This window comes from Halovibrio variabilis, from assembly GCF_007991175.1.
Lineage (GTDB): Bacteria > Pseudomonadota > Gammaproteobacteria > Pseudomonadales > Halomonadaceae > Vreelandella > Vreelandella variabilis.
Genome location: NZ_BJXV01000001.1, coordinates 430,644 through 454,653 on the forward strand (window position 1 = coordinate 430,644; position 24,010 = coordinate 454,653).

Genomic DNA, 24,010 nt, shown 5'->3' on the forward strand with positions numbered 1-24,010 from the left:
CGCCGGTAGGTATCTTATTGCTCAAGCTTAAAAGGTGGCTCTATGTCGACAAACTCTGTTGCTAAACCCGCAAGCTATCGCGTGCCACTGATCGCGACGGCGGCGATTGTGCTGGGCGCGTTGCTGGTGGGCGTGGTGTTTGACGCCAATACGGGCCTGCTGATGATTGTCGGTGGGCTGTTTGGTATGGCGCTTTATCACGCTGCGTTTGGCTTTACCTCGGCGTGGCGCGTGTTTATTACCGAGCGGCGCGGGCGCGGCTTACGCGCCCAGATGGTCATGCTGGCGATTGCCGTGGTGCTATTTTTCCCTGCCTTGGGGGCGGGCACACTGTTTGGTAGTGAAGTGTCGGGCTTTGTGGCGCCCATTGGTATCTCTGTGCTGGTAGGGGCGTTTCTGTTCGGATTAGGTATGCAGTTGGGCGGTGGCTGCGCCTCTGGCACGCTGTTCACGGCGGGAGGTGGCAATGCACGAATGCTAATTACCCTGCTGTTCTTCATCGTTGGCTCGGTCATTGGCTCGGCGCATTTTGCCTGGTGGCAAAGTTTTCCTGCCTTTCAGCCAATCTCGCTGGTCAATGTCGCTGGGGTTGGCGGTGGGATCGCGATTAGCTTAGTGCTGTTTGCAGCCATTGCTGCGTTTACATGGGTGATGGAGAAGCGTCGCCATGGTCAGTTAGAGCAGGCGCCAGCGGTCAATAAACACGGCTACCAGCGTTGGTTAACAGGCCCCTGGCCGCTAGTCGCGGGTGCCGTGGCGTTGGCGCTACTCAATTTTGCTACCTTGGCGTTGGCAGGCCGCCCTTGGGGGATTACCTCTGCGTTTGCACTATGGGGCGCAAAAGTGTTTGAACTCGTCGGCGGCGATGTGAGCCAGTGGGGCTATTGGCAGGCGCCGGGTAATGCAGCGGCTCTACAAGCCAGCGTTTGGAACGACATCACCACGGTCATGAACGTTGGGATTATGCTGGGCGCACTGGCCGCTGCCAGCTTGGCCGGTCGTTTTGCGCCTAACTTTAAAATCCCTTTGCGGTCTGTCCTGGCGGCGGTCCTCGGCGGCCTCATGCTGGGCTATGGGGCGCGCTTGGCGTTTGGTTGCAATATCGGTGCGTATTTCAGCGGTATTGCCTCGGGCAGCCTGCACGGCTGGGTATGGCTGGTCGCCGCGTTTGCGGGCAACATGCTCGGCGTTAAATTGCGGCCGTTTTTCTTTGCGGGCACAAAAGGCCCTAAGCCAAGCGCAAAAACTGCCTGATTTAGCGTTAAAATACCCTTGAAGCCTCGGTTTTTAATACCCTTAAACCGAGGCGTTTTTATATCTTCGTGGTCGCTCTCTTCCACTTTTGTCGCAGTTGCATGTTACATTACCCCAGCCGCTGCATACGCCCTAGGTTGCTGCATTGCAACAGAAATTGATAAAAAGAGAGTGCTTATGACTACCCAGAGTAGACGCCCCTTATACCTTCCTTACGCCGGTCCTTCTTTGCTCGAAATGCCGCTATTGAACAAAGGCAGCGCGTTTACTCAGCAGGAGCGCCTGGCGTTTAACCTGATTGGTTTACTGCCGCAAAAGGTAGAAACGATCGAGGATCAGCTAGAGCGTGTCTATCGCCAGTATCAGCTGTGTCACAGTGACCTTGAGAAGCACATTCATCTGCGCGCCATTCAAGATGACAACGAAACGCTCTACTTCCGTATGGTTTCCCAGCATCTTGAAGAGATGCTGCCGATTATTTATACCCCCACGGTCGGTCAGGCGTGTCAGGAATTCTCCAATATCTACCGTAATCACCGCGGCTTGTTTGTCAGCTACCCGGACCGCGAGCACATGGATGATATCCTGCGCAGCGCCACCAAAGATAACGTTAAAGTGATTGTCGTGACCGACGGCGAGCGCATTCTAGGCTTGGGCGACCAGGGCATTGGGGGAATGGGCATCCCGATCGGTAAGCTGGCGCTGTACACCGCCTGTGGCGGCATTAGCCCCGCCTACACACTGCCGATCATGATCGATGTCGGCACCAACAACAAAGCGCTGCTGGATGACCCCATGTACATGGGCTGGCGCCACGAGCGGGTTGGGCAGGAAGATTATGACGCCTTTATGGACGAGTTTATCGCTGCCGTGAAGCGTCGCTGGCCTAACGTCCTGCTGCAGTTTGAGGACTTTGCCCAGGCCAATGCGGTGCCGCTGCTAGAACGTTACCGCAATGAGCTTTGCTGTTTTAATGATGACGTGCAAGGTACCGCCTCGGTGGTGGTGGGGACGCTGATGGCCGCTTGCCAAGCCCGTGAAGAAACTATCGCTGACCAGCGCGTGGTGTTTGTGGGGGGTGGGTCGGCAGGCTGCGGGATTGCCGAGCAAGTGGTGGTGTCGATGGAAGCCGAAGGGCTCACCGAAAGCGAAGCACGATCGCGCATTTATATTGTCGATCGCGATGGTTTGATGACCAACGATCAAGCTTGGCAACGCGATTTCCAGCGCCGTTTAGCCCACGATTCCTCGTTAGTGGCGCAGTGGAACGGCCAGGGCTTGGAAGAGACGATTGCTCAGGTCAAGCCGACGGTGTTGATTGGCGTCTGCGGCCAGCGCGGTATTTTTACCGAGCAAGTGGTGCGCACGATGCATGCGGGCTGCGAGCACCCGGTGATCATGCCGCTGTCTAACCCCACGTCTCAAGCGGAAGCCGTGCCCGAAGATGTCATTCGCTGGACCGATGGACAGGCGCTTGTGGCCACCGGCAGCCCCTTCCCGCCGGTGGTTTACAACGGCCGCACTTATCCGATTGCCCAGTGCAATAACGCTTATATTTTCCCAGGCATTGGGTTGGGCGTCATTGCCGCTAGTGCCAACCGCGTCACCGACGAAATGCTGATGAGCGCCTCGCGCGCGCTGGCCCGTGAAGCGCCGTTGGTCAAAGAGGGCAAGGGCGCACTGCTGCCGCCGCTGTCGCGTATTCGCGATATCAGCAAGTCGATTGCTTTTGAAGTGGCCGCTCAGGCACAGCAAAACGGCGTGGCGTTAAAAACCAGCGGTACCACGTTGCGGGAGCTGATTGAAAAGGCTTCCTGGTCGCCGGACTATCGCACCTACCGTCGTCGGGCGTTTTAACAAAAGAAAACCAAAAAAAGCCCCCACCGAGGTGGGGGCATGCAAGCATTGGTAGGTTTGATCCTTCAGGCTGCGCCGATCATCTTGCGCAGCACGTAGTGAAGGATACCACCGTGACGATAGTAAGCCAGCTCGTCTGCCGTATCAATTCGGCACTTGGCTTCAATGCTACGCTCCCCATCGTCGTTTTTGATCACGACGTTGACCGTGCCGCCCGGCGAAAGGTCGCTCAAGCCCGCAATAGAAATCTCTTCATCGCCGGTTAAGCCCAGCGTCTGGCGGCTTTCGCCTTCGGCAAACTGCAGCGGCACAACGCCCATGCCAATCAGGTTTGAACGGTGAATACGCTCGAAGGATTCGGCGATGACGGCCCGGACCCCCAGTAGGCGGGTGCCTTTGGCCGCCCAGTCCCGCGACGAGCCGGTGCCATACTCTTTGCCGGCAATCACGACCAGCGGTTTACCTTCCTCTTTGTACTTCATGGCGGCATCGTAAATGGCCATTTGCTCGCCGCTGGGCACGTGGCGGGTCTCGCCGCCGACCACGCCATCGAGCATCTCATTTTTGATCCGCACGTTGGCAAAGGTGCCGCGCATCATGACTTCGTGGTTACCCCGGCGTGAACCGTAAGAGTTGAAGTCGACCGGTTTTACCCCGTTTTCTTGCAGATAGCGCCCAGCGGGGCTGTCGGGCTTAATCGCGCCGGCAGGCGAGATGTGGTCGGTGGTGACCGAGTCGCCCAGCATCGCGAGTACCCGGGCACTGTGCACATCCTCAATGGCATCCGGTTCGCGGCCCATGCCTTCAAAGAACGGCGGGTGCTGGATATAGGTGGATTCAGGCCACTGGTAAACCTTGCTTTCGGGAACGTTGATCGATTTCCAGACGTCGTCGCCCTCAAACACCTCGCCGTACTCTTTACGGAACATCTCGGTGTTGACCTGCTCGACGGCGCTGGCAATCTCGGCTTGGCTGGGCCAGATATCTTTTAGGTAGACCGGTTCGCCGTGGCTGTCTTTGCCAAGCGGTTCCTGGGTAAGGTCAAGCCGAACGTTACCGGCCAGGGCGTAAGCGACCACCAAGGGCGGCGAGGCGAGCCAGTTGGTTTTGACCAACGGATGAATGCGGCCTTCGAAGTTACGGTTGCCGGAGAGCACCGAGGCCACTGCCAGGTCGCCATCGTTGATGGCTTGCTCAATCTCCTCGGGTAGTGGGCCTGAATTACCAATACAGGTAGTGCAGCCATAGCCAACCAGATTAAAGCCCAGAGCGTCTAAGTCGTCGTTTAAATCGGCCGCGGCGAGGTAGTCGGTCACGACTTTGGAGCCAGGCGCTAACGATGTCTTAACCCACGGCTTGGTAGCTAGGCCTTTTTCCCGGGCCTTACGCGCTAGCAGGCCGGCAGCCATCATTACGCTGGGGTTCGAGGTATTCGTGCACGAGGTAATCGCCGCGATCACCACCGCACCAGGGTCAAGGGTGAAGTCGTGGTCATCAACCTTAATGGTTTGGCTATCCTCATGCTTGAAGCTGCGATCAACCCCCACGGCGGTTTGACCACCTTCAGAGGCCAATTTGCCATTTTCAGCGGCGCTCGCATTGGTATCTTCGTGCATGAATTTTTCAAACGTTGCCGCCATATCTCGTAACGCCACGCGGTCTTGGGGGCGCTTGGGACCGGCAAGGCTGGCTTCTACTTCGTTCATATCCAGCTCTAGCGCGTCGCTGAACACCGGCTCATCGTTAGGCTCGCGCCATAGCCCTTGGGCTTTGCTGTAGGCTTCCACCAGCGCGATCTGCTCGTCTTCGCGACCGGTCAGGCGCATATAGGTGAGCGTTTGATCGTCGACCGGGAAGAAGCCACAGGTGGCGCCATATTCGGGGGCCATATTGGCAATGGTGGCGCGGTCGGCTACCGGTAGGTCTTTCAAGCCGTCGCCGTAGAACTCAACAAATTTACCCACCACGCCTTTTTTACGCAGCATTTCGGTGACGGTCAGCACCAAATCAGTGGCGGTAATACCTTCGCGTAGCTTGCCAGTGAGTTTGAAACCAATCACTTCGGGGATCAGCATGGAAACCGGCTGGCCCAGCATGGCTGCTTCGGCTTCAATGCCGCCCACGCCCCAGCCGAGCACGCCCAGGCCGTTGATCATGGTGGTGTGGGAGTCGGTGCCTACGAGGGTGTCGGGGTAGGCAAGGGTCTTGCCGTCTGTGTCCTTGGTCCATACCGTTCTGCCTAAGTATTCCAGGTTCACCTGGTGGCAAATACCGGTACCGGGAGGCACAACACGGAAGTTATCAAATGCCTGCTGACCCCAGCGCAAAAACTCATAGCGTTCGCGGTTGCGCTGCATTTCAATGTCGACGTTTTCCTGGAACGCCGCAGGGTTACCGAATTTATCCACCATTACCGAGTGGTCGATGACGAGATCGACCGGTGAAAGCGGATTGATCTTCGCGGGGTCTTCGCCGAGCTTTTCCACCGCGGCGCGCATCGACGCTAAATCCACCACGCCGGGCACGCCGGTAAAGTCCTGCATGAGTACCCGCGCCGGGCGGTAGCCTATCTCACGGCTGGATTTGCCTTCGGCCTGCCAGTCGACCAGGGCCTGCATATCTTCCTGATCTACGCTCTCGTCGTCGGCAAAGCGCAGCTGGTTTTCGAGTAGAATCTTGAGCGTCTTGGGAAGCCGGTCAATATTACCTAGCGTCTCGGCGGCTTGGGGCAGGCTGTAGTAGTGATACGTGCTACTGCCAACCGCTAGGGTGCTTAGCGTATCGGGTATCTTGCTCATGCTATTCTCCTCTAATTGCTGGGTAGTTAGCTCAGCGTGACGGTCACGGTCTTCCTTTCTAGTATGGCCTACCATGCTTAACATATTAATAATATATGCGTCTTGGTACAGGCGCTTTCAAGGTTTCTTCGCCTAATAGCGTAGACGAAACCTTGCAATCGCTTGTACTTGACACCATTTCAGGCAGACTCTCTGCCCAATCATTTACACAGCTATCGACAAAGCTATCCGTCAGATTTTTATAAGGTGGTGTCATGGAAACTCGTCATGAGCGTTTAATTATTCTTGGGTCCGGCCCGGCGGGCTATACCGCCGCCGTGTACGCCGCGCGGGCAAACTTGAAACCGCTGCTAATCACCGGTATTCAAGCAGGTGGCCAGCTGACCACCACCACCGACGTGGATAACTGGCCGGGCGACGCTCAAGGTGTACAAGGCCCTGAACTGATGGAGCGCATGAAGCAGCACGCTGAACGTTTTAATACCGAAGTGCTGTTTGATCACATCAATGAAGTTAGCGTAGGCGAAAAACCGTTCACCTTGAAAGGTGATAGCGGGATTTATACCTGCGACGCGCTGATTGTGGCCACCGGCGCGAGCGCCCGTTACCTTGGGCTGCCCACTGAACAGCAGTTTATGGGCCAGGGGGTTTCGGCCTGCGCTACCTGCGATGGTTTCTTTTACCGCAATCAGGAAGTCCTTGTGGTGGGCGGCGGCAATACCGCTGTGGAAGAGGCGCTGTATCTCTCGAATATCGCCTCGAAAGTCACCCTGGTGCACCGCCGCGACACGCTGCGCGCGGAAAAAATCTTGCAAGACAAGCTGTTCGAGAAAGTTGAGGCAGGCAAAATCGCCCTTGAATGGTTCCAGGAAGTCGAAGAAGTGCTGGGGGATAACTCGGGCGTCACGGGGGTGCGGGTCAAATCCACCAAGGATGGCACGACGAAAGAAATCCTCGCACCTGGGCTGTTTATTGCCATCGGCCATAGCCCCAATACGGGGATCTTTGAAGGCCAATTGGTTATGAACGGCGGCTACATCAAAGTCAATGCAGGCTTGGAAGGTAACGCCACAGCGACCAGCGTGCCGGGTGTCTTTGCCTGCGGCGACGTGATGGATCATATCTACCGCCAGGCAATCACCTCGGCGGGCAGCGGCTGCATGGCGGCACTGGATGCCGAACGCTATCTGGACGGTATCGCCGGGTAAAAGTCGGCTAGTTTGAAACGCCTAACAATCGATAGGCGTTTTATCAATCCGCAAGCGCCCCAATTGGCTGAGTACCAGCTTCTTACCCTGGGAACCTTCGCCGCCATTGCCAGAGCAAATACTGAAACTGCCGTTGTAGCCGCTGGTATAGCCCAGCGTGCTATAGCGGATACGCGACCAGCCGCGGCTGTAAGCCACCTCGGTGTTCTGCTGGGCGGGTACCACGCGCAAAATATCATCTGCCTGAATACTCTCGGTTTTATCGCCTTTGACGATTAATAACGCATGGCTCCATTGGTCATCGCAGGCGGTGTGATCCTGCGTCGCCGGGCAAATCGTCATCTGACGCCGTTGGCTAATAGCGGTATTGCGCGCTAAGGCAAAGGCGCTTTGCAAGCGATTGACCGCGCTGGTCTGCGCGGTTCGCTCGCCCAGGGCTTGAAAGTTGGGCAGCCCCCATGCCGCCATTATTCCCACTAAGAGCAGCGTGATCAGCAATTCAAGCAGCGTAAATCCCCCGGCTGACCGACGCTGAACGTTGTTGTGATACCCCATCGCCTTCTCCTCGCTTGACCTTGTTATTGCCCGCGCTATGCTCATTGTCCATTGCTAACAGCGAACACGTTGGCGTTATTAGTTCATTCTAGGCGGCGCTACGCTTTTTTTATGTAAGCCAAAACGGACAATTTTGTGAGAGATTTCTTAATTATTGGCGGCGGCGTGATCGGAATGATGACAGCGCTGCAGTTAGCCGATGCCGGTCAGCAGGTCACGCTGGTCGAGCGAGGGGAGTGCGGTAAAGAGGCCTCCTGGGCCGGTGGCGGCATCGTTTCGCCGCTCTATCCCTGGCGATACGCGCCTGCGATATCGCAACTTTCCCGCTGGTCGGAAGGCGTTTATCCCTCTTTGGCGCTGCGCTTGCTGGAAGAAACCGGCATCGACCCCGAGTATCGTCAAAAAGGGCTGCTTTACCTGAATGTGGACGATGCCGACCAAGCGCTACGCTGGGCGCGCCAGCTGGGTAAGCCGCTTGAGCGGGTGGGCGCTGATTTTGTTCGCCACAAAGAGCCTGGCGTGACAATGGCGGGCGACAGCGCGCTATGGATGCCCACACTGGGCAGCGTGCGCAACCCACGTTTAGCCAAGGCGTTAAAGGCGCGGCTGGCCGCGATGCCCCAGGTCACGCTGAAAGAACAGTGTGAGGTCGCTGGCTTTATCCAAACGCATGGCCAAGTAGCGGGGGTTGCGACGTCGCAAGGACCGTTAACAGCGGAGCGGATTATCGTTTGCGGCGGCGCTTGGGCCGCGCAACTTCTGGCGACGCTGACGGTAGAGTTGCCGGTCAGGCCGGTTAAAGGGCAAATGATCGCTTATCAGGCACCGCCGGGCTTGGTGCAGCGCGTGGTATTAAAAGACGGGCGCTATATCATTCCACGCGCGGACGGCCTGCTGCTGGTGGGGTCGACACTGGAAGAGAAGGGGTTTGATAAAACCACCAACGCGGCAGCGTTAGCGTCGTTGCAACGCAGCGCTGAAGCTATCGTGCCCGCCTTGGCGGAGTGCCCGGTGGCGCACCAGTGGGCCGGTTTGCGCCCCGGCTCCCCTGCCGGGGTGCCGTTTATTGGTGCGTTGCCTGAATGGCCTAATGTGTTCATTAATGCCGGGCACTATCGTAACGGCTTGGTGTTGGCACCTGCCTCGACCCATTTGCTGGTGGATCAACTGCTGGGGCGTGAGCCGCTAATCGACCCCGCGCCTTATCAGCCCACGCCAGAGCGGCTTATCCAGGCTTAAGGTGTACCGTCTTTATCTTGCTGCTCTTGCAAGAAGCGGTCGCGATGCGCGCTGGAGCAGAACCATTGTGCCTGATCGCGCAGCGCTTCCTCTTCCGGTACGTGCACGTCGCACCAGCGGCAGCGCACCATCTTACCACCCTCGTGGTGATTGACCTTGTTACGCTGCTCCTCATGTTCGAGTTTGCGTTGTCGGTAGAGGCCATAAAGCTTCAAGCCGACATAAAAGACAACGGCGAAGATAATCAGCCGAATGATCAAGAGGTTCATCCTTATTTTGTCTCCCGGAGTGGGGAATATAGCCATGGGAAGTGCCATACAGACTTTGCCAGTTGGCGGCCCTTGCGGGACAATGCCTGTATGACGATGTAAACCTATTCTAAAGATTCTCAAGAGATTTTGACGCCCATGCAAGACTTAACGCTGGTAATGGCCCAACTCGATCCCTTGGTCGGGGATATTCCCGGTAATGCCGCCCGTGCGATTGAGGCCGTGCGCGAAGCGCGGATTGAGCATGGAGCGGATATTGTCGTCTTTCCTGAGCTTTTTTTGTCGGGCTACCCGCCGGAAGATTTACTGCTGCGCCCCTCAATGGAAACCCGCCTGCGTGAAGCCCGGGCCCTAATGGCCTCGAAAATTGCCCGGGATGTGTTGGTGATTATCGGCTACCCCGGCGTTCGCGAAGGGCGCTGTTACAACCTTGCCGGGCTACTCTACAACGGCCAGTGGGAGGACGAGTACGCCAAACAGGCGCTGCCTAACTACCAAGTGTTCGACGAACAGCGCTACTTTACGCCCGGCACTGAGACGCTCGTCTATGCACATAAAGGGGCCAAGCTGGGCATCGTGATCTGCGAAGATTTGTGGGATGGTGCGCCGGTTAAGGCCGCCGCAGACGCGGGCGCTGAGATACTTGTCACCTTACATGCGTCACCCTATCACCAGGATAAGCCCGCGGAGCGGTTGCGTTTGCTGGAGGAGCACGCCCAGAACACACAGCTACCCATTGTGTATGTGAATACCATCGGTGGGCAAGATGAGCTGGTGTTTGATGGCGGCTCGTGCTGTGTTGACGCCAGTGGGCGGTTACAAGTGCTGGCGCCGTACTGGCAGGTGGGATTGATGCCGGTCCAGTTTTTGCAAACCAGCGCTACCGTTTGGGAACCCCAGGCCGGCGAAATTGATCCCGACGTAGAACCGGAAGAAAGTCTTTACTGTGCGTTGGTGACCGGTCTACGCGACTATGTCAATAAAAGCGGTTTTGACGGCGTGGTGCTGGGGCTTTCCGGGGGTATCGATTCGGCGCTTTCGCTGGCGGTTGCCGTCGATGCCCTGGGGCCTCAGCGCGTGCAAGCGGTGATGATGCCATACCACTACACCGCGGATATTTCCAAGCAGGACGCCGCCGAGCAGGCTGAAATGCTCGGCATACACTACGAAATCATGCCGATTGAACCCATGGTAGAGGCCTTTATGGACACGCTGGCAGAGAGCTTTGCAGGGGCCGCCAGGGATACTACCGAAGAGAACCTGCAGTCGCGCTGTCGTGGCGTGCTGTTGATGGCGATCTCCAATAAAAAAGGCCTGATGGTACTGACCACGGGTAATAAGAGCGAAATGGCGGTGGGCTACGCCACGCTGTATGGCGATATGGTAGGCGGTTTTAATGCCATTAAAGACGTCTATAAAACCTGGGTGTACCGTCTGGCTCGCTGGCGTAACACCCAGTCGTTGGCCATCCCTGAGCGGGTGATTGAGCGCCCGCCCAGCGCCGAGCTGGCGCCAGACCAGCAGGACAGCGACTCCCTGCCCGGTTACGACGTGTTGGACGCCATCCTAGTGCGCTATATCGAAGGCGATATGAGCGCCGAAGCGATCATTGCGGCTGGTTTTGAGAGCGAGGACGTGTATAAAGTAGTAAAGCTGGTTGACCGCTGCGAGTACAAGCGCCGTCAGGCACCCATTGGTGTGCGCGTAACACCGCGCGGCTTTGGCCGCGACCGCCGCTATCCGATCGTTAACGGTTGGCAGCCGGGCGAGTAACCCGGTTAAAGGGCGCTAAGCCATTTCGGGTGGAGGAGCCAGGCATTGCTTCTCCATCTCGGCTGCTGTGACAGGCTTGCAGAAGTAGTAGCCTTGATAGGCATGGCACTGGTGTTCGTTTAAGAAGCGCCAGTGCTCTCGCGTTTCTACCCCTTCGGCGATGACGTTAAGACCCAGCGCACGCCCCATGGCGATAATGGTCTGCACAATTGCTCTATCGTCGCTATCTTGATGAAGGTCGCGTACAAAGGATTGATCAATCTTAATTTGATCCAGCGGCAGGCGTTTTAAATACTGTAGCGACGAATAGCCGGTGCCAAAGTCATCCATGGCAAAGCTGATACCCAGCGTTTTGAGCTGGCGCATGCGCGCGATGGTTTCTTCTACTTTACCCAGCACCGTGCTTTCCGTGAGCTCAAGCTTCAGCCGATAGGGAGATGCGCCGCTGACCACGAGCGCGTTAGCCACGGTGTAAACAAAATTGGGCTGCTGGAACTGTTTGGCGCTGACGTTAACAGCCAACACCAGCTGTTTGGTATGGGCGAGGGTTTGCCAGGCAACTAGCTGCTTGCAAGCGGCATGCAGTACCCAGGTACCAATCGGCACAATTAAGCCGGTCTCTTCGGCCAGTGGAATGAACACCCCCGGAGAGATACGCCCGCGGGTTGGGTGTTCCCAGCGAATGAGCGCTTCGGCGCCAATGGGTCGGCCCAGACTGTCGACTTGCATTTGGTAGGCAAGCACAAATTCCTCACGCTCTATCGCTAGGCGCAAATCGCGCTCCAGCTCGGCCCTTGCTTCAAGCTCTGCCTGCACGGCGGGGTCATAAAAACGAATGGTGTTTGGCCCGGTCTTTTTGGCGAGATGGACCGCTGCATTGGCATATTGGAAAAGAGCGTCAACGCTTTTCTGCTGTGAATTGAACAGCACCAATCCTTGGCTGAGGTTCAGAAAAAAGTAATCGTCGTTGAGGCAATAAGGCTGAGTCAATGAATCGGCCACCTGTTCGGCAAATAGCTCGGCCTTTTCCGCCGCCTTAAGGCGGTCGCTGGCTAGCCCGTCGATAATGATGCAAAACTCATCGCCGTTGATGCGGCCTATCGTACAGCCTTCGTGATTGATATCGCTTAAGCGCTTAGCAATGTGTTTAAGAATGGTATCGCCGGCGCTGTGGCCGATGCCGTCATTGATGCGCTTGAAGTCATCCACATCAATGTAAATAAGCGCGCCAAAGGTGTCCGTTTGTCGGCTGGTTTCCAGGGAATACTGCAAATGCTCTTTCATTAAGCGCCAGTTGGGCAATTCGGTTAGCGAATCGTAATACGCCAGCTGATGGACCCTATGCTCAGCATCACGGCGCTGCTGTTCGGCCTCCCGAAATGCCAGTAGGGCTGTCGCAATACGCTTTAACGAGCCGCTTTTCTGTTGGCTGAGCTTGTCTATCGCTTGGAAGTCAGGCAACTGCTTATGGCTGCTGGCAAGCGATAAAATAGCGTCTCCTACCACCATCAAACGCTGATTGGTCCGCCAGACGACCAACAAAGCGGCGCCTATCAGCATTGTCAAGATTGCGATACCCACCCATAGCGTTGCTGTTTGAGCAATGGCGTCTAAGCTTCGGGCCTCCAGGTAGCTATGCAGCGACTGATTGACCCGTATCTCCATGGCAATGGTGAGTACTAATAGCGCGGGGATGACGACCATTAAAATCGGTAGTAAAAACAGCTTCAACAGGCTTTGGGTGGGCTTCATGGTAACCTCAGGGGCAGGCTATAAAGCACGGCTTCTGCCATAGAAACCGTGCTTGTCTAAATAGTTAACGGCCAAAACCGTTGTTCATTTAGAAACTTTCCCACTCAGGCTCGGCCTGCTGACGTTTGGCCGCGGGCAGGGAGGACGTTGGCGTGTGAGTGTGTGACGGCGTAGTGCCCAATGCGGCATGCGGCGGTTGTTGGCTTGGCTGAGCGTTAGGTAGCTTGAATACGCCCATCGTCTCCAACAGCTGCCGGGCGTTTTGACGCAGGTTGTTAGCCGCGGTGGCGCTCTCATGCACCAGAGTAGCGTTTTGCTGGGTGACCTGATCCATCTCGGTGACGGCTTGGCCGACCTCTTGCACACCGGCACTCTGCTCTGCGCTAGCGTTGCTGATCTCCTGCATAATGCTGTTGACGCGTTCAATGGCGGCGACGATCTCTTCGGTTGATTTGCTGGCTTCCTCAGCGCGCGCGTTGCCGTGATTGACCCGTTCCAGGTTGCTGGAAATCAACACGTTAATTTCCCGGGCGGCGTCCGCGCTGCGCTGGGCTAACCGGCGTACCTCTTCGGCAACCACGGCAAAGCCACGGCCGTGCTCGCCGGCTCGGGCCGCCTCAACCGAAGCGTTAAGGGCAAGAATGTTAGTTTGAAAGGCGATCGAATCAATGGTTGAGATAATGCCAGCGATTTCTTTGGAGCTGGTATTCAGGTCATTCATGGTGCCAACCACCTGGCGCACGGCTTCACCACCGCGGGTAGCGATACTGGAAGCGCTCGCGGCTTCTTCGCTGGCTTGCACGGAGTTGTCAGCATTGAGCTTAACGGTGCTGTTGAGCTGTTCCATGGCAGAGGCGGTCTCGGCCAGTGCGCTGGCTTGCTGCTCGGTACGCGATGAAAGGTCGTTATTGCCTTCGGCGATTTGCTCGCTGTTGCTGGCAACGGCCTCTGCAGAACCACGTACCTGTGCCACTGTGTTTTGTAGCTGATGGGCCATGGCCACCTGGGAGGCCATAATGCTGCGGGTATCACCTTTCTTGAGGCGGCCTTGGCTGGTTAGCTCACCGCGGCCAATGGCTTCAGCAAACGCCTTGACTTCATGGGGTTCGGCACCCAGTTCGCGGAGTAGCTGGCGGGATAAAAACACGGCGATAAAGCCGCCTATCAGTAGCGCAAACAATGTTAGCCCCAACATCTGCATTTGAAAGCCGGAGGCGGTATCACGGGCTGACTCTGTTGTGGCATCGTTTAGCGATTGCTGTAGCCCAATAAACTGGTTAATGCGGTTCAACCATTCGGCGTAAGCAGGGCCTGCCTGTTCCAGAAGCAATGTTTCTGCATCGTCAATTTGACCCGCCTGGCGGTCACTAATGACTTGCTGGGTGAGCGCCAGGGTCGTTGCTTGTTGGGCGTCGATGCTATCAAGAATGCTACGTTCCTCTTGACCAGAAGAGTACTCGCTTGTCACCTGGTGCTCGCCTTCAGACGCCACCGTGTAGTTGCTGCTAAGGCGCTCCATTTCGCTGAGTAGCGCCTCTACTCGGCTATCGTCTTGGGTCAGTACGATATCGCGCAGAGCAATCGCACGATCATGCACACTGCCGCGCATATCCACCGCAAAATCCAGCTTGGTACCGTTGACGTCGTTAATCGTGGTGAGATCACGGTCAATTTGATTGACTTGGTAAATGCCCACGGTGGTCAGCAGTATGAGCAGCGCGAGGATGGCTGAAAACCCCAGTGTTAAACGCGTGCTGATTTTAGTGCCAGTAAAACGGGCGTTGATAAATGACATGTTTCTCTCCTTAGGCGCCGTGCAGACGCTTTATAATGTTAAGTAAGGATATTAGTCATTTGTACAGCTATTGTACATTTATTTTTTTGTCCGTTTTTTGTTTTCTATAAATAATTCTATTATTATTAATGGGTTATGGGGAAAATAAAAAAACCACGCCGTAGCGTGGTTTTCAAAGCCGAGTCGGCTGTACAACTTAATTAACTGCTCAGCTTACGCGTTTCGTAAGACCGAGATTAGCCGTCGTTGCCTAAATGTTTAGGCACAAAGCGGCTTCCCCGCAGCTGCTCATGGTCCGGTGCGTTCTCACGCAGCACCGCGAGGACTTCGCTGGCACGGTCATCCATGTCTAAGCCTTGATAACCTTCCACCATGGTGGCCAACGCATCGCGGGTGGCGCTGGATTCAGGGTAGTTTTCGATCACCCAGCGGCCGCGCTCAACGGCGGCCAAATAGGCACCGCGGCGTAGGTAGTAATCCGCCACATGCAACTCGTGGCGGGCTAGCAGATCACGCAGATAGACGATGCGCTGCTGGGCATCGGCAGCGTATTCGCTCTGCGGGTAACGCTGAATCAGTTCGCGGAAGTCGTTGTAGGCGTCCCGTGAAGCACCCAGGTCGCGCTTGGAAATATCGATCAGGCGCAGGCGCTCTAAGCTGAAACGACCCGCTTGCCACGCGGAAAGACCGCGTAGGTAGTAGGCATAATCTACCTGAGGGTGGTCCGGGTGTAGGCGAATAAAACGGCTCGCCGCCGCACGGGCTTCCTCCCAATTGCTGTTTTCGTAGTAGGCATAGATCAGTTCAAGCTGTGCCTGCTCGGCATGGGGACCAAACGGATAGCGCGTATCGAGAGCCTCTAAACGCTCTATCGCAATCGGGTAACGGTTGCTGTCTAGGGCCGTGCGGGCCAGTTCGTAGAGCTCGCGCTCCTGCACGCCAGCAAATTCATCTTCCTCTTCTTGGCTGGTATCGTTACTTGCACAGCCCGCTAGCAGGGCAAGGCTTAGGGCTAGAGCGCCAAAGCGGTTGGCAGCAGAAAAAACGCGCATCATCATCCTCGTTGCAAACAAGCCTCATTCACCAAAAAGCGGCGATGGCCATAAGTAGAAATGGTAGAATAGGTCGCAGTCCGCCCACTATAAAACACCTCGGCACAAAACGCAGGCTTAGCGACGTTTCGTTAGGTGTCGTCACAGGTAGCCGCTAAGGTTTTTTGCGTCTTAAAGAGGATTTTCATGTCTCGAATAGTTGAAGACACGCAGCGTGTGCCCGCCACGCTGGCCGGTGCGCGTTTAGACCAAGCAGCGGCGGAGTTGTTCGGCGATTATTCCCGCGAGCGAATAAAAGCCTGGATTAACGCCGGTGAGCTAACCGTGGATGGCGCTCAGGCGAAGCCGAAGGCCAAGCTGCATGGCGATGAGATATTAGCGCTACAGGCGACGATTGAAGACGATACCCGCTTTGAAGCCCAGGATATCGCGTTGGATATCGTCTACGAAGACGACACGCTGCTGGTGATTAATAAAGCCGCGGGCATGGTGGTGCACCCCGCGGCGGGTAATCCCGATGGCACCCTGCTCAATGCGTTGCTGCATCATCACCCGGCCATTGCCGAAGTGCCGCGGGCGGGTATCGTCCACCGTTTGGATAAAGACACCACCGGTTTAATGATGGTGGCGAAAACGCTGCCAGCGCAAACCGCGTTGGTAGAGCAGATGCAGGCGCGCAGCGTGTCACGCCAGTACGATGCGGTGGTGATTGGTAAACCGGTGTCGGGGAGTACCATCGATGCGCCGATTGGGCGCCACCCCAAAGACCGTAAGCGCCAAGCGGTGATCACGTCAGGCAAGCCAGCGGTTACCCATTTTCGCGTGGTTGAACGTTTTCGTGCCCACACCCACGTGCGCTGTAAGTTGGAAACCGGGCGTACCCACCAAATTCGTGTGCACATGGCCCACGCGCGCTACCCGCTGGTTGGTGACCCCATGTATGGCGGCCGCGCCAAACTGCCGCCGGGTGCCGCCGAAGCGTTAAAGGAGATTCTGCGCGAATTTCCCCGCCAAGCACTTCACGCGCGTAAATTAAGTTTCAAGCACCCGGTGAGTGGCGAAACGCTAACCTTTCGTGCAGACCTGCCCGATGATTTGTTAATGTTGCTGGATTACCTGCGCGAAGATAACGAGACCATGCGATGAGCGATGCCATTAATTTACGGCCCACGCTTATAGTGCCGGACTGGCCGGCGCCGACCAATGTGCGTGCCTTTGTCACCACCCGTGAGGCCGGGCCCAGCCAGGGGGATTTTGCCGCCTTTAATCCGGCCGCCCATGTGGGCGATAACGCTGACCATGTGGCGCTGTGTCGGCGTTTGCTACACAAAGAGATTGGCGATGAGCGGCCACTGCTGTGGCTCAATCAAATCCATGGCGCGCGCGTCCAGCAGGGTCTTCCGCCAGCGCCTGATAGTGAGCCCTCCGCCGCGGATGCGGCGATTGCCACCTCCAACGACTATGCCTGCGTAGTGCTGACGGCGGACTGCCTGCCGGTGATGTTTTGTAATCGCGCAGGCACCCAGGTCGCCGTTGCCCATGCCGGTTGGCGCGGGCTGGCGGGCGGCGTGCTGGAAGCCACCGTTGCGGCGATGAATACCGATCCCGATGACATTCTGGTATGGCTAGGGCCGGCTATCTCGAATGCCCAGTTTGAGGTTGGGCCTGAGGTCTACAGCGCCTTCGTGGCGGTCCATCCCGATACCGATGAAGCCTTTGATCACAGCCCCTACCGGCTCGGCCACTACATGGCAGATCTGTACCGGCTGGCGCGGTTTCGCCTAGAAGCGCTGGGCGTTAATCACATTAGCGGCGGCCACTTCTGCACCGCCTGCGAGTCGCGCTTTTACTCATATCGCCGCGATGGCGGTAAAACCGGGCGCATGGCAAGCGTGATCTGGGTCAACTAAACCGGTGGTTTCGGTTCGTGCCTCTTGAAAAGCCTGGAACTGGCGCCATTTAACTTGTCAAGCTAATACTGCTTTAGCACGTCTAACGACACGTTATTGGGTCACGCGTAGCGTCTAAACGCACGCCACCCCCAGGAGGAATTTCATGCGTTTTGATAAATTTACCGCCAAGCTCCAAAGCGCGATTGCCGAGGCGCAGTCGCTGGCCGTTGGCCGCGGCCACAATCAGCTAGACCCTGCGCATTTGCTGCTTGCCCTGCTCGACACCAAAGATACCGGCATTAAAGCCCTGCTTGAAAAAGCCGAGGGCAATCCCTCGCGCCTGCGTGATGGGTTAGTCCAGCAGCTGGATAATCTACCCACCGTAGGCCAGTTCGATGGTGAGGTTCAGCCGTCGCGAGATTTCGTTAAGTTGTTCAACCTAACCGACCGCGAAGCGCAAAAGCGCGGCGACCAGTTTATTGCCAGCGAGCTGGTGCTTTTGGCAGCGCTGGAAATGAATACAGCGATTACCAAGCTGCTGAAAGACGCGGGGGTTAACCGCAAATCCCTTGAAGCCGCTATCGACAGCCTGCGCGGCGGTGCCACCGTCGATGATGCGAATGCCGAAGATCAGCGCGAAGCGCTGAATAAATACACCATGGATCTTACCCAGCGCGCGCTGGATGGCAAACTCGACCCGGTGATTGGCCGCGATGATGAAATTCGCCGCACCATTCAAGTCTTGCAACGGCGCACCAAAAATAATCCGGTACTTATCGGCGAGCCCGGCGTGGGTAAAACCGCCATTGTCGAAGGGTTGGCGCAGCGTATTGTCGACGGCGAAGTACCGGAAGGCTTAAAAGACAAGCGCGTGCTGTCGCTGGATATGGGCTCGCTCTTGGCGGGTGCCAAGTTCCGCGGCGAGTTTGAAGAGCGCTTAAAAGCCGTGCTTAAGGAGCTCTCCCAGGAAGAGGGGCGGGTCATCCTGTTTATCGATGAGCTGCACACCATGGTCGGTGCGGGTAAAGCCGAAGGTTCCATGGACGCGGGCAATATGCTCAAGCCAGCGTTGGCGCGGGGCGAGCTGCACTGCGTAGGCGCCACCACGCTGGATGAATACCGCAAATACATTGAGAAAGACGCGGCGTTAGAGCGCCGCTTCCAAAAAGTGCTCGTCAATGAGCCCACGGAAGAAGATACCGTGGCGATTTTGCGCGGTTTGAAAGAACGCTACGAAGTGCACCACGGCGTGGACATCACCGACTCGGCGATTATTGCCGCAGCCAAGCTTTCCACTCGCTATATCACCGATCGCCAGCTGCCCGATAAGGCGATTGACTTGATCGATGAGGCGGCCTCGCGCATTCGCATGGAATTAGACTCCAAGCCCGAGGCGATGGATAAGCTTGATCGTCGCCTGATTCAGCTCAAGATGGAGCGTGAGGCACTCAAAAAAGAGACCGATGAGGCGACCAAAAAGCGCCTGGAAGGGCTCAATAATCAGATACACGAGTTAGAGCGTGAATACGCTGACCTGGATGAAATCTGGAAAGCCGAAAAAGCCAGTATTCAAGGCGCGGCCCAGTTTAAGGCAGAGCTTGAGCAGGCCCGGATCGATCTTGAACAGGCCCGTCGCCAGGGTGACCTTGGCCGTATGTCGGAGATTCAGTACGGCAAGATTCCGGAACTCGAGAAGAGAATCGCTGAAAGCAGCGAGGGCGAAGCCGATACCTCAAGCCATCAATTGCTGCGCTCCAACGTTACCGAAGAAGAGATCGCTGAAGTGGTTTCCCGCTGGACGGGTATCCCCGTCGCTAAAATGCTCGAAGGCGAGCGCGAAAAACTGCTGCGCATGGAAGACGCGCTGCACGAGCGGGTGATCGGTCAAGACGAAGCCGTTGAGGCAGTGGCTAACGCGGTGCGCCGTTCGCGGGCTGGGCTTTCTGATCCTTATCGCCCCAACGGTTCGTTTCTGTTCCTCGGCCCTACCGGGGTGGGTAAAACCGAGCTGTGTAAGTCGCTGGCTAACTACCTGTTCGATTCCGAAGAAGCCATGGTGCGGATCGATATGTCGGAGTTTATGGAGAAGCACTCCGTGGCCCGCCTGATCGGTGCACCGCCCGGCTACGTAGGCTACGAAGAGGGCGGCTACTTAACCGAAGCCGTGCGCCGCAAGCCTTACTCGGTGCTGCTGCTGGATGAAGTGGAAAAAGCCCATGCGGATGTGTTCAATATTCTGCTCCAGGTGTTGGAGGATGGTCGCCTGACCGATGGGCAGGGGCGCACGGTGGATTTCCGTAATACCGTGATCGTGATGACCTCCAATATGGGCTCGGATATCATCCAGCGCATGGGCGGTGATGATAGCGAATACGACGTGATGAAGAGCATGGTCATGGAGGTCGTGGGTAACCACTTCCGCCCTGAGCTGATTAACCGTATCGATGAAGTCGTCGTCTTCCACGCACTGGGTCAGGAGCAGATTCAGGCGATTGCCGGTATTCAGCTTGAGCGCTTGAAAGCACGCCTTGCTGAACACGACTTGAAGCTTGAGGTCAGTGACGATGCCATGGCGCAGTTAGCGGTCGTCGGCTTTGACCCGGTATACGGGGCGCGGCCGCTCAAGCGGGCGATTCAAAGCCGCATAGAAAACCCGTTGGCCCAGGACCTGTTGGCGGGTAAATTTGCCCCAGGTTCTACCGTGCATATCAACGCGGCAGACGGCAAGCTGGTATTTGACTAAGTCGGGTATCTGAGAAGGCGCTGGACGAAGTGCCCTGGACGAAGTATGAAGCGTTGTTTCTGCGCAATTGAATAGGGCAAAAGCCCCGCTAGCGTTGCTTGCGGGGCTTTTTAATTGCCTTCTTACGACGTTTGTTGCGTTTAGCCTGATCGGAGGTTGACAGGTTGAGGGCGCTAATGGAATCTTGTCGGTTCCTGATTTGCGGGCGCGGACTCAACGGGCAACCCCCAATCCCCGCGCGAAGGGTGGGCGAAGGCCTCTACCCGCCGAAGGACTTCCGGGCTTGGGCTAACCGCCCGACCTGGCCAACGCCCCGACGCGGCAAACCGCCGTGTAAGGGAACGGCTGATATACGTCTTATTAATCACCGTTCTCGCAGAGAGTGCAGGCCCTAACCGGGCCGTATGCCAGGGTTTGGCATCAGGTGCCGGCATGGGCCGGCAGCGGCATACCGCCGCACTCGACACCGTGCCCAGGTGGGTACGGATCGCACTCGAGACCTCCAGGGGAGAAATACAGTGGAACTGCTTTCCGGCGCAGATATGATCGCCCGCTTCTTGCAAGATGAGGGCATCGAATACATTTATGGTTACCCTGGCGGCGCAGCGCTGCATATTTACGATGCGCTGTTTCGTCAGGATAAGGTGAAGCACATTCTGGTGCGTCACGAGCAAGCGGCTACTCACGCGGCTGACGGCTATGCCCGCGCCTCGGGCAAGCCCGGCTGCGTGTTGGTCACCTCAGGCCCCGGCGCCACTAACGCCGTCACCGGCATTGCCACCGCCTACATGGATTCGATTCCCATGGTAGTGCTGTGTGGCCAGGTGGCCAGCCACCTGATCGGTGAAGACGCCTTCCAGGAAACCGATATCGTCGGCGTGACACGGCCGATCGTGAAACATAGCTTCTCAATCCGCCACCCGGCTGACATTCCGGAAGTGCTCAAAAAGGCGTTCTACCTAGCCGCCACGGGCCGTCCGGGCCCTGTCGTGGTCGATATTCCCAAGGATATGACCGCCCCCACCGAGCGCTATGAATATATCTACCCGAAAAAGGTCAAGATGCGCTCGTACAACCCGGTTACGCGGGGCCACACGGGGCAGATCAAAAAAGCCGTTGAGCTGATGCTAAAGGCCAAACGACCGGTGTTTTATACCGGCGGTGGCGTCGTCACAGGCAAAGCCAGCGAAGGCCTGACCGATCTGGTCAAGCAGTTAGGGTATCCGATTACCACCACGCTGATGGGCATTGGGTCGTACCCTCAGAGCGACCGCCAGTGTTTGGGCTGGCTGGGCATGCACGGCTCCTATGAATCCAATATGGCCATGCACCACGCCGACCTGATTATTGCCATTGGCGCGCGTTTTGACGACCGCGTGACGAATAATACTTCGAAATTCTGCCCAACCGCCAAAATCATTCATGTTGATGTCGACCCCAGCTCAATCTCTAAAACGGTGCGTGCCGATGTGCCGATTGTCGGGCCGGCGTCTAGCGTCATTAATGAGATGATCAGCCTAGTGCAAGGCAACGCGGTTGCGAATCCAGAAGCGCTCACTGAGTGGTGGGAGACGATTGACGGCTGGCGCGCTGACCGTGAAGGCAAGCTTTACGAGCGGTCTGGCCCTGGCGAAATACTCAAGCCCCAGGAGGTGGTTGAAGCGCTGTGTCGCGTTACCCGCGGCGAAGCCTACGTGACCACCGACGTTGGCCAGCACCAGATGTTCGCTGCCCAGTATTACAAGTTTGATAAGCCCAACCGGCTGATTACCTCCGGCGGTTTGGGCACCATGGGGTTCGGCTTTCCCGCGGCAATGGGGATCAAACAGAACTTCCCGGAGGATGACGTGGTGTGCGTCACCGGTGAAGGCAGTTTCCAGATGATGATGCAGGAGCTCTCCACCTGTAAGCAGTATGGCGTGGGCGTTAAGATCGTTAATCTTAACAATGCTTCGCTGGGCATGGTGCGTCAGTGGCAGGACTTGAACTATAAGTCACGCCACGCGCACTCCTATATGGAGTCGCTGCCCGACTTCCACATGCTGATTGAGGCGTATGGGTTTACCGCGATTACCGTTAATACCTTGGACGAGCTGGAACCTGCGCTAGAGCGTGCCTTTGCTAATAAGCACGAGCTGGTATTCCTTGATGTGAAGGTCGACCCCTTTGAGCACGTCTATCCGATGCAGGTGCCGCTAGGTGCCATGCGCGACATGCTGCTGTCTAAAACGGAGCGTACCTGATGCGTCATATCATCTCGATTCTGATGGAAAACGAACCGGGTGCGCTGTCACGTGTAGTCGGGCTGTTCTCCCAGCGTAACTTCAATATTGAAACGCTTAACGTCGCGCCCACGGAAGACCCGTCGCTTTCGCGCTTGACGGTCACCACCGTGGGCGATGACCGAGTGATTGAACAGATCACCAAACACCTCAATAAGCTGGTTGATGTGGTCAAACTGGTCGACCTCACCGAAGGCAACCACATCGAGCGTGAGCTAATGCTGGTGAAGGTGAAAGCACTAGGCGCGGCCCGCGATGAGGTGAAGCGTACGGTGGATATCTTCCGCGCGCAGGTCGTCGACGTAACCCCCAGCCTGTATACTGTGCAGATCACCGGCGATGCGGGCAAGCTGGATGCCTTCCTGCAGGCCATGGCGCCGGTGGGCATTCTTGAAGTCGCGCGCACCGGGGTATCGGGTATTGCCCGCGGTGATAAGGTCTTATCGCTTTAGGTAGTAAAAGCGCTAAGCATTGACTGCCAAACAAGAGCGCTGCTCCCTGCCGGGGGTGGCGTTTTTTAATGGCGGTTTATTGTCGCTCGCTAACGGCGGCCCACAGAGCATCAATGCAGCAATTGGCTGGCTGAGTGGCACTCACCGTGTAGAATGAAAGCACTACTGTTCCCATGACTTCACTTTTAATGGATGCAACCTATGACACAGGACTCTCGCGATCAAGAGTACGCCAGCTCAGATCATGTTCACTCGGATTCTGATCAGTCAGATGTTACTGATCATCAAGAGATGGGTGGTAATGAGGATTTGGCTACTGCCTTCTTGCGTGAAACTGAAGTGGTTGAGGAAACGGTAGAGGACGGCAAAAAGATTCGCCGTAGAGGTATCTATTTACTGCCTAACTTATTTACCACCTCAGCGCTGTTTGCAGGGTTCTTTTCAGTTGTCGCGGGTATTAATGGCGAATTTACGTCGGCCGCCGTTGCTATCTTTATTGCCATGGTGCTCGACGGCCTTGATGGTCGTGTCGCGCGCATGACTAATACGCAAAGCGCGTTCGGTGCAGAGTATGACAGCCTTGCCGATATGATCTCGTTTGGTATGGCGCCTGCGTTGGTTGCCTTTACCTGGATTCTGCAAGATATCGGTAAAACTGGCTGGGTGGTCGCGTTTCTTTACGTCGCCTGCGCGGCACTTCGCCTTGCGCGCTTCAATGTGCAAATAGGCAGCGTCGATAAGAAGTGGTTTATCGGCTTGCCAAGCCCTTCTGCAGCGGCGCTGATAGCTGCTAGCGTATGGACCTTTCATAGCTTTGACGCGGATGCGTTTGGCTTCAAGCTGCTGATGCTGGTTGTTGTGGCAGCGGCGGGCGTGCTGATGGTGAGCAATATTCGCTATTACAGCTTCAAGGATCTCGACTTTAAAAAACCGGTGCCTTTTGTTGTATTGCTAGCCGTTGTTTTGGGTTTTGTAATGATCTCGGTTGAGCCTTCGGTAATGCTGTTATTACTGTTTGGGGCTTATGTAGCGTCAGGCCCTGTCTTGGCCGTGATGCGCAAGGCAAAGCCCAAAAGCTAATTTTTTAAC

The 24,010-nt window shown here is 56.4% G+C and carries 17 protein-coding genes; 11 read left to right on the forward strand and 6 right to left on the reverse strand.

What is annotated here, in order from left to right:
* Positions 1-42 precede the first annotated feature (42 nt).
* Together HVA01_RS01865 and HVA01_RS01870 are read left to right on the forward strand one after the other, a co-directional pair.
* Entirely contained in the window at positions 43-1,254 is a 1,212-nt protein-coding gene (locus tag HVA01_RS01865) for a YeeE/YedE family protein (RefSeq protein WP_146872820.1), read from the forward strand.
* A 177-nt stretch (positions 1,255-1,431) separates the two neighbouring features.
* The gene (locus HVA01_RS01870) at positions 1,432-3,111 is read left to right on the forward strand and encodes an NAD-dependent malic enzyme (RefSeq protein ID WP_146872821.1); all 1,680 of its coding nucleotides are present in this window, start codon (positions 1,432-1,434) and stop codon (positions 3,109-3,111) included.
* Positions 3,112-3,176: 65 nt separating this feature from the next.
* Here HVA01_RS01870 and acnA read toward each other — a convergent pair whose 3' ends face one another.
* Positions 3,177-5,909 carry an aconitate hydratase AcnA gene (gene acnA / locus HVA01_RS01875; protein WP_146872822.1) on the reverse strand — a complete coding sequence of 911 codons (2,733 nt, stop codon included), beginning with the start codon at positions 5,907-5,909 and terminating at the stop codon, positions 3,177-3,179.
* A 254-nt stretch (positions 5,910-6,163) separates the two neighbouring features.
* Here acnA and trxB point away from each other — a divergent pair, with 254 nt between their 5' ends.
* Positions 6,164-7,117 (forward strand): thioredoxin-disulfide reductase, encoded by a 954-nt coding sequence (gene trxB / locus HVA01_RS01880; RefSeq protein ID WP_146872823.1) that lies wholly within the window; start codon positions 6,164-6,166, stop codon positions 7,115-7,117.
* Positions 7,118-7,138: 21 nt separating this feature from the next.
* Here trxB and HVA01_RS01885 read toward each other — a convergent pair whose 3' ends face one another.
* Positions 7,139-7,672, reverse strand: a complete 534-nt coding sequence (locus HVA01_RS01885; RefSeq protein WP_146872824.1) for a GspH/FimT family pseudopilin — start codon at positions 7,670-7,672, stop codon at positions 7,139-7,141.
* 135 nt (positions 7,673-7,807) lie between these two features.
* Between HVA01_RS01885 and thiO the strand changes: the two genes are divergently transcribed.
* Complete coding sequence (gene thiO / locus HVA01_RS01890) at positions 7,808-8,911, forward strand: glycine oxidase ThiO (RefSeq protein ID WP_146872825.1); 1,104 nt, start codon at positions 7,808-7,810, stop codon at positions 8,909-8,911.
* On the opposite strand, the gene HVA01_RS01895 is transcribed toward thiO, so the two are convergent.
* The gene (locus tag HVA01_RS01895; RefSeq protein ID WP_146872826.1) at positions 8,908-9,180 is read right to left on the reverse strand and encodes a PP0621 family protein; all 273 of its coding nucleotides are present in this window, start codon (positions 9,178-9,180) and stop codon (positions 8,908-8,910) included. The genes thiO and HVA01_RS01895 overlap by 4 nt on opposite strands.
* A gap of 138 nt (positions 9,181-9,318) precedes the next feature.
* On the opposite strand from HVA01_RS01895, the gene HVA01_RS01900 reads away from it, so the two are divergent.
* Positions 9,319-10,953: an NAD+ synthase gene (locus HVA01_RS01900; protein ID WP_146872827.1), complete on the forward strand. Its 1,635-nt coding sequence runs from the start codon at positions 9,319-9,321 to the stop codon at positions 10,951-10,953.
* A 15-nt stretch (positions 10,954-10,968) separates the two neighbouring features.
* On the opposite strand, the gene HVA01_RS01905 is transcribed toward HVA01_RS01900, so the two are convergent.
* The 3 genes from HVA01_RS01905 to HVA01_RS01915 form a co-directional block, all read right to left on the reverse strand.
* Positions 10,969-12,705, reverse strand: a complete 1,737-nt coding sequence (locus HVA01_RS01905; RefSeq protein WP_146872828.1) for a putative bifunctional diguanylate cyclase/phosphodiesterase — start codon at positions 12,703-12,705, stop codon at positions 10,969-10,971.
* Positions 12,706-12,793: 88 nt separating this feature from the next.
* Complete coding sequence (locus HVA01_RS01910; RefSeq protein WP_146872829.1) at positions 12,794-14,500, reverse strand: methyl-accepting chemotaxis protein; 1,707 nt, start codon at positions 14,498-14,500, stop codon at positions 12,794-12,796.
* A gap of 236 nt (positions 14,501-14,736) precedes the next feature.
* Positions 14,737-15,552 (reverse strand): outer membrane protein assembly factor BamD, encoded by an 816-nt coding sequence (locus tag HVA01_RS01915; protein ID WP_146872830.1) that lies wholly within the window; start codon positions 15,550-15,552, stop codon positions 14,737-14,739.
* 186 nt (positions 15,553-15,738) lie between these two features.
* On the opposite strand from HVA01_RS01915, the gene rluD reads away from it, so the two are divergent.
* The 6 genes from rluD to pssA all read left to right on the forward strand — a co-directional run bounded on the left by rluD (position 15,739) and on the right by pssA (position 24,001).
* A complete protein-coding gene (rluD, locus tag HVA01_RS01920; RefSeq protein ID WP_146872831.1) occupies positions 15,739-16,698 on the forward strand; it encodes a 23S rRNA pseudouridine(1911/1915/1917) synthase RluD in 960 nt (319 codons plus the stop codon).
* Positions 16,695-17,462 (forward strand): peptidoglycan editing factor PgeF, encoded by a 768-nt coding sequence (gene pgeF / locus HVA01_RS01925; protein WP_146872832.1) that lies wholly within the window; start codon positions 16,695-16,697, stop codon positions 17,460-17,462. Before rluD ends, pgeF begins: the two co-directional genes overlap by 4 nt.
* A 145-nt stretch (positions 17,463-17,607) precedes the next feature.
* Positions 17,608-20,187 (forward strand): ATP-dependent chaperone ClpB, encoded by a 2,580-nt coding sequence (clpB, locus tag HVA01_RS01930; RefSeq protein WP_146872833.1) that lies wholly within the window; start codon positions 17,608-17,610, stop codon positions 20,185-20,187.
* Positions 20,188-20,705: 518 nt separating this feature from the next.
* The gene (locus HVA01_RS01935) at positions 20,706-22,430 is read left to right on the forward strand and encodes an acetolactate synthase 3 large subunit (RefSeq protein ID WP_146872834.1); all 1,725 of its coding nucleotides are present in this window, start codon (positions 20,706-20,708) and stop codon (positions 22,428-22,430) included.
* On the forward strand, positions 22,430-22,921 hold the full coding sequence (gene ilvN, locus HVA01_RS01940) for an acetolactate synthase small subunit (RefSeq protein ID WP_146872835.1): 492 nt from the start codon (positions 22,430-22,432) through the stop codon (positions 22,919-22,921). The genes HVA01_RS01935 and ilvN overlap by 1 nt, the downstream gene beginning before the upstream one ends.
* A gap of 201 nt (positions 22,922-23,122) precedes the next feature.
* Positions 23,123-24,001, forward strand: a complete 879-nt coding sequence (gene pssA, locus HVA01_RS01945; RefSeq protein WP_146872836.1) for a CDP-diacylglycerol--serine O-phosphatidyltransferase — start codon at positions 23,123-23,125, stop codon at positions 23,999-24,001.
* Positions 24,002-24,010 lie beyond the last annotated feature (9 nt).

Coding starts and splice junctions, on each gene's coding strand:
- ilvN (WP_146872835.1), top strand. CDS start 22,430: ATGCGTCATATCATCTCGATTCTGATGGAAAACGAACCGGGTGCGCTG.
- trxB (WP_146872823.1), top strand. CDS start 6,164: ATGGAAACTCGTCATGAGCGTTTAATTATTCTTGGGTCCGGCCCGGCG.
- HVA01_RS01895 (WP_146872826.1), bottom strand. CDS start 9,180: ATGAACCTCTTGATCATTCGGCTGATTATCTTCGCCGTTGTCTTTTAT.
- rluD (WP_146872831.1), top strand. CDS start 15,739: ATGTCTCGAATAGTTGAAGACACGCAGCGTGTGCCCGCCACGCTGGCC.
- pgeF (WP_146872832.1), top strand. CDS start 16,695: ATGAGCGATGCCATTAATTTACGGCCCACGCTTATAGTGCCGGACTGG.
- acnA (WP_146872822.1), bottom strand. CDS start 5,909: ATGAGCAAGATACCCGATACGCTAAGCACCCTAGCGGTTGGCAGTAGC.
- HVA01_RS01905 (WP_146872828.1), bottom strand. CDS start 12,705: ATGAAGCCCACCCAAAGCCTGTTGAAGCTGTTTTTACTACCGATTTTA.
- HVA01_RS01870 (WP_146872821.1), top strand. CDS start 1,432: ATGACTACCCAGAGTAGACGCCCCTTATACCTTCCTTACGCCGGTCCT.
- clpB (WP_146872833.1), top strand. CDS start 17,608: ATGCGTTTTGATAAATTTACCGCCAAGCTCCAAAGCGCGATTGCCGAG.
- pssA (WP_146872836.1), top strand. CDS start 23,123: ATGACACAGGACTCTCGCGATCAAGAGTACGCCAGCTCAGATCATGTT.
- HVA01_RS01885 (WP_146872824.1), bottom strand. CDS start 7,672: ATGGGGTATCACAACAACGTTCAGCGTCGGTCAGCCGGGGGATTTACG.
- HVA01_RS01865 (WP_146872820.1), top strand. CDS start 43: ATGTCGACAAACTCTGTTGCTAAACCCGCAAGCTATCGCGTGCCACTG.
- HVA01_RS01910 (WP_146872829.1), bottom strand. CDS start 14,500: ATGTCATTTATCAACGCCCGTTTTACTGGCACTAAAATCAGCACGCGT.
- HVA01_RS01900 (WP_146872827.1), top strand. CDS start 9,319: ATGCAAGACTTAACGCTGGTAATGGCCCAACTCGATCCCTTGGTCGGG.
- HVA01_RS01915 (WP_146872830.1), bottom strand. CDS start 15,552: ATGCGCGTTTTTTCTGCTGCCAACCGCTTTGGCGCTCTAGCCCTAAGC.